This window comes from Arenibacter troitsensis, from assembly GCF_900177645.1.
GTDB lineage: Bacteria > Bacteroidota > Bacteroidia > Flavobacteriales > Flavobacteriaceae > Arenibacter > Arenibacter troitsensis.
The window spans coordinates 124,390-136,322 of sequence record NZ_FXAO01000009.1 but is presented as its reverse complement, the minus strand read 5'-3'; the positions used below and the strand labels follow the sequence as shown (position 1 = coordinate 136,322).

At 39.6% G+C, this 11,933-nt stretch carries 10 protein-coding genes; 2 read left to right on the top strand and 8 right to left on the bottom strand.

The genetic code is table 11. The features are described from left to right. Positions 1 to 27 precede the first annotated feature (27 nt). Both B9Y87_RS18570 and B9Y87_RS18565 read left to right on the top strand, forming a co-directional pair. Positions 28 to 237 (top strand): heavy-metal-associated domain-containing protein, encoded by a 210-nt coding sequence (locus B9Y87_RS18570; protein ID WP_085500465.1) that lies wholly within the window; start codon positions 28 to 30, stop codon positions 235 to 237. Positions 238 to 1,272: 1,035 nt separating this feature from the next. Continuing rightward, entirely contained in the window at positions 1,273 to 1,836 is a 564-nt protein-coding gene (locus tag B9Y87_RS18565) for a DinB family protein (RefSeq protein WP_085500464.1), read from the top strand. 254 nt (positions 1,837 to 2,090) lie between these two features. On the opposite strand, the gene B9Y87_RS18560 is transcribed toward B9Y87_RS18565, so the two are convergent. The 8 genes from B9Y87_RS18560 to B9Y87_RS18525 all read right to left on the bottom strand — a co-directional run bounded on the left by B9Y87_RS18560 (position 2,091) and on the right by B9Y87_RS18525 (position 11,931). Beyond that, the gene (locus B9Y87_RS18560; protein ID WP_085500463.1) at positions 2,091 to 3,827 is read right to left on the bottom strand and encodes an efflux RND transporter periplasmic adaptor subunit; all 1,737 of its coding nucleotides are present in this window, start codon (positions 3,825 to 3,827) and stop codon (positions 2,091 to 2,093) included. Between the two features lie 18 nt (positions 3,828 to 3,845). Next, positions 3,846 to 4,325 (bottom strand): DUF305 domain-containing protein, encoded by a 480-nt coding sequence (locus tag B9Y87_RS18555; RefSeq protein WP_085500462.1) that lies wholly within the window; start codon positions 4,323 to 4,325, stop codon positions 3,846 to 3,848. 17 nt (positions 4,326 to 4,342) lie between these two features. Next, positions 4,343 to 5,053: a PepSY domain-containing protein gene (locus B9Y87_RS18550; RefSeq protein WP_085500461.1), complete on the bottom strand. Its 711-nt coding sequence runs from the start codon at positions 5,051 to 5,053 to the stop codon at positions 4,343 to 4,345. Positions 5,054 to 5,058: 5 nt separating this feature from the next. Beyond that, complete coding sequence (locus B9Y87_RS18545; protein ID WP_085500460.1) at positions 5,059 to 7,563, bottom strand: heavy metal translocating P-type ATPase; 2,505 nt, start codon at positions 7,561 to 7,563, stop codon at positions 5,059 to 5,061. A 210-nt stretch (positions 7,564 to 7,773) separates the two neighbouring features. Continuing rightward, complete coding sequence (locus B9Y87_RS18540) at positions 7,774 to 8,229, bottom strand: heme-binding domain-containing protein (RefSeq protein WP_245808747.1); 456 nt, start codon at positions 8,227 to 8,229, stop codon at positions 7,774 to 7,776. After that, positions 8,230 to 8,820: a DUF3347 domain-containing protein gene (locus tag B9Y87_RS18535; RefSeq protein ID WP_085500459.1), complete on the bottom strand. Its 591-nt coding sequence runs from the start codon at positions 8,818 to 8,820 to the stop codon at positions 8,230 to 8,232. 25 nt (positions 8,821 to 8,845) lie between these two features. Continuing rightward, positions 8,846 to 11,293, bottom strand: coding sequence for a multicopper oxidase domain-containing protein (locus B9Y87_RS18530; protein ID WP_085500491.1), 2,448 nt, complete (start codon positions 11,291 to 11,293; stop codon positions 8,846 to 8,848). 74 nt (positions 11,294 to 11,367) lie between these two features. Next, positions 11,368 to 11,931: a helix-turn-helix domain-containing protein gene (locus B9Y87_RS18525; RefSeq protein WP_085500458.1), complete on the bottom strand. Its 564-nt coding sequence runs from the start codon at positions 11,929 to 11,931 to the stop codon at positions 11,368 to 11,370. Positions 11,932 to 11,933: the final 2 nt, after the last annotated feature.

Sequence of the window (11,933 nt, the reverse complement as noted above, 5' to 3'; positions counted from 1 at the left end):
AATTATTAATATTAAATAGTTATAACAATGAAAAAACTTGAATTTAAAACAAATATTAAATGTAGCGGCTGTATTGCCAAGGCTACCCCAATATTGGACGATAAACTAGGCAAAGGTAATTGGGAGGTAGACCTATTTACCCTTAAAAAAACCTTAACGGTTAAAGGAAATAATGCTAACGAAAATGAAATAATTTCCGCAGTCGGTGAGGCCGGATTTACCGCTGAAAAATTGTGATAATTACGTTGGAAAGGAATGATAAGTGAACCCCTATATTCAACCCCCGATAAACATTTTAGGCATATTTGCCGTAATCTGTATTATTAGATATAGGTGGTTTCCTTGTCATTATTCCTGCATCATTCTTTATAGCTAGTATGTTTACTAAGAAGTTTTCAACAACCATTTCTGTAGAAAGTGCTCACTTAATGCAGCCCAATTCGAAAATTTATGGCCTATTATAATTTGCACGTAACAGGCTTTAAAAAATAAATATGTCAGCGCTATATCATGGACTTATAATTAATAAGAAATGTTGCCATCAAATTGGCCTATGTAAGGTAAGTATTTCTAATTGACCCTTACTTGGGTAAAAAGTTTTCACAACCGTCATTTGCGGGAATTTAGGAAAATCCAATAATGGATCTTCCCATAACTATCCAGGAAATCCTATCAGGTTTAGATATGGTGTTAGTTTCATATTGCCATCCAGACCATTTTGATAGACCCGCAGAAGTTGCTATGGCCTAAGATACTCTGATTGGCCAACAGCCAGAAGAATTAAACTTTTAAAAATCAACGGGGTTTACCAATGTAAGGGCGAGGGATTCCAAATTTAACTTTGGGGACATATCAATAATAAGAACTATAGACCAACATGGACATGGGGACAGATTAACTGTGATGGGTACAGTATCCGGTTATGTATTCCAACATAAATTAGAACCAACTCTTTACTCGTTAGAGGATACGGTATTCAATGATAGTATCAAGGAGAATTTAATCAATTTTGCCCCCATTATTAATGGTTACCCATTCTAGTTGGGCATTGTGGTCCAAAGATGAGTTTCCTGTAATCATGGATAATAGGCAGACTTGGAAGTTTGTTTTATGTCACCGAAAGCAAAAATCTTATCAAAGCACATGGAAACCTTGGACTTGGCGACCATAACGGCGCAAGAACTTAGGATGTATACCAACAACTTTGGAATTTCGGATATACAGCTGTTAATTCCAATGGATTGGAAAAATTAATTTTTAACTTAGAATACGATGATAATTGAAACAGATAAATTAATTTCAGAATTAATAGAAATTACAAAAGAGAATATTACAATTGTGGAAGATTTTATTCAGAGACCATTCGATGATCTGAAAGCAAAATCAAATGAAAATAGTTGGAGTGTACTCGAGTGCATTGCGCACTTAAATTTATTTAGCGAATTTTATTTGCCTGCACTTAAAAAAGCGATAAACAAGAATATATCCCCTCCCTCCTATTTCTTCTATCCCAGCTTTACCGGGAAATATTTGGTTAAATTAATTCGGTACAAGGAAAAATTAAACAAGATGAAAACTTCATCCATAATGGATCCTAATGGAAGTATTTTATCCAAAGAGGTGTTACGACATTTTGTTTTTGAACAAAGGCAAATTATTGACCTTTTGGATGATGCTAGGGAGGTAGATATAAATAAGATCAAAACGCCCCTCATTTTGAGCAAATGGATTAAATTGAGATTGGGGGATACCTTTCGATTTGTAATTTATCACAATCAAAGACATGTATACCAGGCATGTCTGGCATCCGGGTCATTCAAAAGCATAGCCGTTTAAATTTAAACTGCATGGTTGTTCTTACAGCATTGGAATAGATACTACTGGTAGTCTAATTTTGTCAATAAGGTTTATCCTTATGGACCCAAAAGGGAATATTTATTTCTTAGGTCTTATTACTTGCTATTTATTAACGGTATTTAGTTACGTAAGGTGGTTCTCACCTACTCTGGTTACTCTTATGAATATGATTAAAAAAAGGAGACCAATTGCCTAGAGGCAATTGGTCTCCTTTCAATTTTTGTCTTTCTCCCCTATTGTACAGAATCTATTATACTTCCACAATTCATCATTTGTTCACCATAATACGGATTGCGAATTTCCTTTAGATTGCTGAGCCAAAATGCCCCCTTATTGTTATCTGCCATTGGACACTTTTGGATGTATAACGTTTCTGATAAACCCTCTGTATTTTTGACCAAGGGCACAAAATTTTCATTAAGTATAACGAAGTGGGAACGTTGGTTCTCCAAGTCGGTATTAGCTCCAATGGCATCCAACATTTCAATACTTTTGGCAAGGTGAGCTATTTCCATGTTGCCCAACCCATCCTGAGTTATCAATTTTAGTTTTTGGGAAGTGGATTTTGCCAAGGTAGAAACTTGCTTGGAATTCCCTTCTACAAAGGCATCTTTCAAATTAATATAATGTTCAAGGGAAGTCTTAAAACTTTGTTGAAAGGATTGAGGCAAAGTCATTTTCATTACTGGTGTTTCTGACTCTGTAGACCCCTTGTCCCTGTTCATCATAGATTTTTTACCTTGCAACTGTGCAGCAGCATCTACGGTAAAGGTACCATTGGTTACGATTTCATCGCCATTTTTTAACCCAGAAACCACTGTAAAATCGTCGCCATTTCTATTGCCAAGGGTAATTTCCCTCATTTCAAATACGGGTTCGTTGGGATTGGTCTTAATGTAAACTAAAGATCGTTCCCCAGTCCACATAATGGCTGTAGCCGGAATGCTTAATTGCCCTAATGGACTAGCCATAGAACTATCAATTTTCCCACTTACGAACATTCCGGGTTTGAACAATCTTTCACTATTCTGCAATACGGCACGAACGGCAACGGTTCTGGTAACTGTATTTAGAACGGGGTCTATAAAGGAAACATTTGCATTAAACACCTTATTGGGATAGGCATTGGAAGTTATTTTAATATTTTGTCCTTCCTTGAATTGTGCTATTTGATTCTCGTAAACATCGAATTCTGCCCAAACCGAGTTCAAGTTGCTTACTTTTAGAATGGGCTGACCTTGTTTAACATAGTCTCCTTCCGAAGCCAATTTTTCAGAAACAGTACCGGAAACAGTAGCATAAATCGGGAAGTTTTCCACTACTTTTCCCGTATCCTCAATGCTATTGATCTGCCTTTCCGTAAGTTTCCAAAGTTGTAATTTATTGCGCACCGCATTGTATAATTCCAGTTGCGTATCCTTTAAGGATGCAGCAGTAATCAATTCTTGCTGTGCTGCAACAAGATTTGGAGCATAAATAGTAGCCAACAACTGACCTTTTTTCACTTCTTGACCAACATAATCTATATTGAGACGTTCGATCCTACCATCAAAATAACTTGCCTGAACGGCATTGACTTCCTCGTTCAATTTTATTTTTCCAGATAAGGAAATAGTATTTTCGCTATCGGAAGTAGTTTTGCCGACTTTTAAAGTTTGAACGTTGGCAAGTGCCATAGCGTTCTTGGTCATCTTTATTTCGTTAGCGGTAAGTCCGTCAGCACTTGATTCCGCTGGTATCAGATCCATTCCACAAATTGGACAGTCGCCTGGTTCAGGTTGCATAATCTGTGGGTGCATGGAACAGGTCCACATTTGGACCAAGGATTCTCCTGTGTGATCGTGATCATCCGAAATATTGGAATCCTCTGTATTTGTATTGGATGTTCTTGTTGATCCTCCAAAAATGAGATATCCGGCAAGTAAACCAGCAATCACGGCTATCCCAATGTATAAAACGTTTTTATTCATGATTTTTTTTTCAGGGTATTATTTATTGTTTTCCAATCTGGTTATCATAGCCTTCATTTCCTCAATTTCTTTTTTTTGGGCTTTAATGATATCTTCTGCCAATCTTTTGACCTCAGGGTCTGCGATATCGGCACGTTCACTTGTTAAAATGGCTATGGAATGATGTGGTATCATTGCTTTCATCCAAAGTACATCTCCAATAATAGGAGCTTGTATTCTTACTAACGTTAGTGCTGTAGTAAAAAGAACTAAACTGCCCAGAACAATAGCAATGTTTTTCTTGTTGTTCCGGTACATATTGCGCATTGCAACAAACATAATTATAGCCATTGCAGAAATTCCCAAACAGCTCATATAGAACCGTGTAAGACTAAAATATACATGATCCATTTCATAGGAATTCAAATACATGGTAATGTACATAGCTACAAATGATGCTGCCAACATTAGAACAAATTTTGTGTATTGGTTATTACCTTTTTTATCTTTATTTTCCATAGTTTTTGATTTTAAGATTAATAATTTTCTCTCTTTTTGATCTTCCTAATTGTCGGGGAACTAATATACCAAAGCAGAAAACCACTAAATACAGTAACAAGGCCTAGAATTGAAAAGATTCTTAATATTATGGTGTTAAAATCATCCCTGCCTTCGTAATCCATAGTATGGGTCATCCAAAGGAAATCGAACCAACGCCAATCACGGTGTCTTACGGTTTGGAAAGCTCCATCCCGAGCAGAAACATAAGCCATAAGATTGTTCGGAGTTTCATATGAAATAACATAGGCGGGAAGCCTTCCATTCCTATATTCCGAATATTTTCCTACTTGCTCTAGACGCTCAATGCCGGTAACTTTAAGTTCTTTTAACATATATCTTTCCGCAATTTGAAGGGCATCCGATTCCATAATTTCATTTTTTAACCTCCCCGTTTGCGCATGTACTAATTTCTGGTCATTAATCCAATAATAGGGTTCTCCTGCAATTTCACGAAGTGCAATTGAGGTTATCTTTTCCTCGGGTTCAATTGCAGAGGGACTAATTAAATTGGAATAGGCTGTTTTTCGAACGTGCTCCAGGCGAAATTGGTCTCCATGTATATCATCAATATCTGTCCAACTAAAATATGTGCCACTAATGGTCCACATCAAAAATTGGATGCCCAAGAAGATGCCCAGATAGCGGTGAGCCTTTCTGATCAATATCGCCGTTTTTCTTTTGGCCATATCCTTTAGTTTATATTTGAACCTTTTAGCCTAAGCGAATTGGCTATGACCGAAACCGAACTGAAACTCATAGCCAAGGCCGCTATCATTGGAGACAACAAAATCCCGAAAAAAGGATATAGCAATCCCGCAGCGATGGGAATCCCTAGGGTGTTGTAAATCATCGCAAAAAACAAATTCTGCTTAATGTTCTTCATTACCACATCACTTAGGTTTTTTGCCTTTACGATGCCATGAAGGTCGCCTTTCACCAAGGTAATGGAGGCACTTTCTATGGCCACATCGGTTCCCGTTCCCATGGCGATGCCCACATCGCTTTTGGCCAAGGCAGGGGCATCATTAATGCCATCACCAGCCATTGCGACGACTTTTCCGTTCTTTTGTAGTTTTTCCACTTCCTGCAATTTGTTTTCAGGTAGCATTCCAGCCTGAAAGTCAGCAAGATCGAGTTCGCTTGCAACGGCCTGTGCCGTATCATGATTGTCGCCCGTAAGCATTATCACGGCGATTCCTTTGTCCTGTAGTTCTTTGATGGCCTTGGCACTAGTTTCTTTGATTTTATCGCCTATGACCACATAGCCGACCGTATTACGGTCGATAGCCAGAAACGAAACTGTTTTGCCCTGTTTTTGGTAGGATAGGGCTTCTTCTTCCATTGTCTCGGAAAGTACTGATTTGGCCCGTTTCATCATTTTGGCATTACCTAGAAATACTTTCTTGCCATTGACAATTCCTTCAACACCTTTTCCCGTGACAGCATTAAAACCATCTGCTTTAAGGAATTCAGCGTTATGTTCCTTACCGTATTTAACGGTTGCTGCTGCTAATGGATGTTCGCTTTGACTGTTGAGTGAAATGATATATTGAAGTACCTCGCTTTCGCCGAAGTTTTTATTATCAAAAGAACCTACTTTCTCAACCGTGGGTTTTCCTTCAGTAATGGTCCCGGTCTTATCCACGATAAGCGTATCCACTTTGTCCATTTTTTCCAGGGCCTCGGCATTCTTTATGAGCACGCCGTTTTGTGCGCCTTTGCCAACACCCACCATAACGGACATTGGTGTGGCAAGACCCAGGGCACAAGGACAGGCGATTATTAATACGGCAATGGCATTCACCAAAGCATAAACATAAGCGGGTTCTGGACCCCAAATGGCCCATACCCCAAAAGTTATGGCTGCAATGATGACCACAATGGGTACAAAATAACCTGAAACCGTATCGGCCAGTTTTTGGATAGGTGCACGACTGCGACTGGCATCGTTGACCATCTGGATAATTTGGGACAGCAAGGTGTCAGAACCAACCTTTTCAGCTTTCATCAAAAAAGACTGATTGCCGTTTATCGTTCCGCTGCTTACTTTATCACCGACGGATTTGTTTACAGGAATGGGTTCGCCAGTAATCATCGATTCATCTATGGATGTTTCGCCCTCGGTAATAACACCGTCAACGGGAATCTTATCCCCCGGTTTTACCCTTAGAAAATCGTCCAATTCAATTTGGTCGATGTCTACTTGCTGTTCTTCCCCATCCACAACTTTAATTGCTTTGTTGGGTGCCAATTTTAAAAGTTCCTTTACTGCAGAATTGGTCTTGCTATGGGCGCGTGCTTCGAGCAATTGACCCAATAGAACCAAAGTCAGAATTACGGTAGCCGCTTCAAAATAAACGTGCACCGTGCCAGCTTCGGTCTTGAATTGGTCTGGAAAGAAGTCTGGAAATAACATTCCGAACACGCTAAACAACCAGGCCACACCGGCACCTATGCCAATAAGCGTAAACATATTTAGATTCCAAGACCTGATGCTTCTATATGCTCTCTCAAAGAACATCCAGGTGGCATAGAAAACAACCGGTACGGAAAGAGCGAACTGCACCCAGTTCCAATATTTCAATTCCAGAACGTCGTACAATGGATTGTTAGTCAGCATCTCCGACATTGCAATAATAAAGATGGGCAATGTAAAGGCAGTTGCTATCCAAAACTTTTTGAGCAGTTTTTTATACGTCTTTTCCTCGGCGGACAGGTCGGGTTCCATAGGTACCAAATCCATCCCGCAAATTGGACAACTTCCAGGAGCATCACTAATAATTTCCGGGTGCATTGGACATGTAAATTGAGTGGCCGAACTTGTTGTTAGTTTATGCTCCTCTACTAGGTCCATGCCACATACTGGGCAATCTCCCGGATGATTATAGGTTTTGTCACCCTCACAATGCATTGGACAGTAAAAAGTTCCTGATCCCTTACCTTCTGGTTTTGATTTCTTTTGCGCCATCTCCTTGGCATGATCACCGGGCATATGGATGGAATAACTTCCTCCATCTTTTTCCAATGCTTCTTGAAATTTCTGAATAGGAATGTGATTTTCCATTTCAATCCTGGCCTCTGCTTTTTCTAAATCCACCGAAACGTTGGATACCCCTTCCACTTTTGCCAATATTTCTTCAACATGGCTCCGGCAGCCATTGCAAGTCATTCCGTGTATATGATATAAATGTTTCATTGAATAATTGGATTTAGAATATTGTCTGTTTCAGTTTATGTTTCAAGGTTGATAGAGTCTAAATTGAATATTTTCAATTTATAATTGTAATTATCCCTTTGATATTCCCGACTTTCATTGGTCAGAAATTTAAATGGAATTATATGCCTGAAAAAGGAAGGATAATAAACACTAACCATTAACTATACTTCTCCTTCCCCAAACAGGACTTCACTTTATACTGCTGCTAAGTTCTTGTAAATATTTTGCGATATATGTCCTATCATCACCTGACAGCGTCGCATCCTTATGAATAAAAGTATAAGATTGCATTGGCATTTTTCCATTTTTGATCTGACTCTTGATCGACTTTAATTTGCTTTTCTTCCTTCTATCAGATAGTGTCCCCCATTCATTGAAGTTCAATACCGATTTTCCTTCATTAATGTGACTTTCCAAGTACCATGCCGCGGGTTGAATTTTATTGTACCACGGATACTTGGTGTTATTGCTGTGACAATCATAGCATGAAACCTCTATGATTCCCCGAATCTTGGATGGCACCTTATTGACCAACATAAAATCAGTATCGGGAACAACATCACTTTGGTTGGGATTGGTGGGTATAAATTGGATACCCACCATCACAACCAAAAAAAAAATCACTATGAATTTTAAAGCATTCACTTAATTAATCTCTTTCTGCACTTTTCCGCAAGTCAACATTTGGCTTCCGTAGTAAGGGTTCATAATCTCCTTGCTAGCACTTAACCAAGCAGTTCCCTTGTCATACATAGGACAGAACTGTTCATAAATGGTCATCGAGGTTCCCGTAATGGCCACTATATCGGTCATATCCTTACTTAGCGTCTTAAAGTGCTCGCGTTGGTGATTAATGTCACTCTCTCCAATATGCTCTGCGTGTTCTGTTGCATCTTCGATAATGTCTTTCAATTCGTTTTGCTCGTTATCGGAATAACTTGATGCATCAAAGGATTTGAGCGATTGTGCCAACATATTTCCCAGTTCCTTTGCTAGGGAATTGTCATCGTTGACCAAGGCGTCCTTCAAGCTGAAATAATCCTTCAATATCGCTTCCGCCTTGGCATCTTGACTTTTGCCCATAGCCATATCTTCTTTGTCATCCATGGTTTTTTGATGCATTTCAGTGCTCACCGGTGTTGTAGCTTCTTTTTTGTTCCCATCTTTACAGGAAACTGTTGCAATCATTACAGCGGCAAGTGCCATTGTACTCATTGTTCTTTTTACTGACTTCATTTTGTTTGTTTTAAATTGTTACTTGTTAAAATCGGGCTAAAAGGCCGCCACCCCAGCCATATCGGTTGTTGTAATTTGCTTGTATTGAAAAATTTCGGGATAGGATATAAGAGGCTCCCACCAACCACTGCGTTTCGCTTTGATAAGATGAATCCCCAATATCGTTCACCCAAACTAAGTCGGCTCGGTATTCGTATTCCCCTTCCAGAAAAATTCTCGGAAAAATCAAGAATTCCCTATCCAGACGAATTCTTGGCCTTAGTTGGTGGTCCATACTCACATCTACATTGAAGCGGTACGGAGTAAAGTATTTTAAACCCACCAAACCTACCGTATTAAAGGTGTTATAAGAATCGAGTGTGGAGGTTTCGGTATTTACCCCTACGTATAGGCGCACCCAATCATTAAGGTATCTGTTATAGTTTACTTCGGCTTCAAGGTTTTTGTCATAGTCAAATTCAGCCCGTAGTCCGAACTCGTTGCGGATATTGCTTGACATTAAAAAGAGTTCATTGAAGTTTGAGCCCAAGCGCGCCATCCCCCACGAATAATAATGGTCTGTTTCGTCAATCAGTTTTTGAACAGGAAAATCCTGCATCCTTTCATCCCTTGGGGTATCATAACTGAAAATGCGTGCCATACCACCCATCATATGGTACAGGATGTGGCAGTGAAAGAACCAATCGCCATACTCCTCGTTGTAAAACTCGATGACCACTTTCTGCATCGGTGGCACATTGACGGTATGCTTTAATGGGGAACGTTCGCCATTTTCGTTGATTACCCTAAAATAATGACCGTGTAGGTGCATCGGGTGGTGCATCATTGTAAGGTTGTTGAGCGTAATGCGGGTTACTTCACTTCCTTTGATTTTAATTTTATCCGTTTCTGAAAGCGGCACACCGTTCATACTCCATACATACCTTTGCATATTCCCGGTCAGGTTCAATAGAATATCGTTCACGGGCAAATCAGCATTGTAGGTCGTATTTTCGGTTGCCTTTAAGAAATCATAGTTGAAGTAGGTTTTTCGGGTATCATAATCGAAAGATGAAGTGTCTTTCTTCATCATAAACATATTGTGACCCATATGACCCTTCATTTTATTGGATGCGTTCTTTTGGTTCATAGGCATTGAATCCTTTCCTGCCCGTCCGGCAGGCGGGTTCATTCCCTCCATACCGTCCATCTTTTTGTCCATCTCCATTTGCATATGTTTTTCATTCATATCCATAGGTTTTTGGTCATCCATTTTCATTTTATCCATTTGGCCATTATTCATTGACATCTTATCGTGCATTCCCATATTCATCTTGCCGTCTTTCATATCCATATTCATTCCGTACTTTTGCATAAGATATTCCGGCGTGTTCTTCTTTTTGTTACCGGCCATTGCAGGTGCGCCCATTTTCATATTCATTTTGGCCATCTGTTTCATCATTGCCACCTTATCGGGCCTGTCGATTCTTTTTGCCGGATACAGGGTTCCTTGGCCCAAGCGCAACGAAGTACTTCCAGAGCCATCCTGTGCCGTTGCAGTAACCTCCAAAGTACCCTCGGGAACGGTAACTATAACATCATAGGTCTCTGCAATGCCAAAAAGAAAACGACTTTTGAATACAGGTTCCACATCAATACCGTCGCCGGAGACCACCATAGGATTTCCGCCTCCGAAATCCATCCAATAATAGGTAGAGGCGGATGCATTGATAAAACGAAGCCGCACTTTTTCGCCCGCCTCGAATTCTGGATATTCCGCCAAAGTTTTCCCATTGGTCAGAAATGCCGGATAATAGATATCGGCTATATCAGCACCTTCCATACGGTCTCTCCAAAACTTGAGTTGAGCACCAAATGCACCCTCTTTGATGACCCTCCCTAAAGGAACCGCCGTACCTTTTTTGACTTGATACCACTCATTCCCGCGCTTAAGGTTTCGCAGTACGTTCATTGGTTTTTCGTTGGTCCAGTCAGAGAGTACCACGACCAAATCCTTATCATATTCCAATGTTTTTTCCTTGGGCTGAATCATAATGGAACCATAAACACCCTTTTGTTCTTGGAGCATCGTATGCGAATGGTACCAGTAGGTACCCGATTGGTTAATGGGTATTCTATATTGAAAAGTGGTTCCAGGTTCTATTGGTGGGGTAGTCAAATAGGGTACGCCATCATAAAAGTTAGGCAGTATCAATCCGTGCCAGTGGACAGAGGTTTCCACGTCCATTTTATTGGTCACGTTTATGATGGCGAGGTCACCTTCAGTAAATTCCAATGTAGGTCCGGGAATACTGCCATTGATGGTCATCCCGTTTGCCGTTACTCCTCCAAGTGTTATTCTATTATTTTCCAAAACAAGGCTGTATTCCTTGACTGGTCGCCCCTCTTCCTTTCTATCCTGCCCGTTGGTTCCCACTTGGGCGAATACCGTGGAAGAAGACAGGAGTAATGTGATAATTCTTAGCAATTTCATAGTGTTTTCATTGTTATTGTTCAATAAAAATATTACTGGCATTCAGTATGTTGTATCCTAATTCTGGCTCATATCTATACAATTTTGTCCAAAGGATTTCTAAAATTTTTCCGGCCATTCTTATAATCTCTCAGGCTCATCCCAGTCTCGCTTTTAAATTGTTTGCTTAAATGATTGACGTTGCTGTAATCGAGCATCTGGCTTATTTCCATAAAATTGTATTCCGGTGTCTGGATAAGTTCCTTGATCTTTTCTATCTTCAGCTTGATAAAATATTTTTCAATAGTGATGCCCTCTGTAGTGGAAAACACCTTGCTGATTTTCGAATAGTCCCTTTGTAATTTATCCGCAAGAATATCTGATAGCTTACCTTTATTTTCAAGTGGCATCATATTCAGTAACTTTATCAATTCAATTTTTACTTTCTCCGTCAATTTATCCTCGGTCGAAATGATGAGTGCAAAACCGTGTTCTTTCAATAAAGTTTCGAGTTTATCTACATAATGGTCTTCAATATCCAATCGCAAACGGCCTAATTCTACCTGAAGCAATTCAATGTTATGTGCATGAAATTCGTCTTTCAACCCCTTTATACACCTGTCATAAACCATATTATTTATGTAGAAATCCTTGACCATAA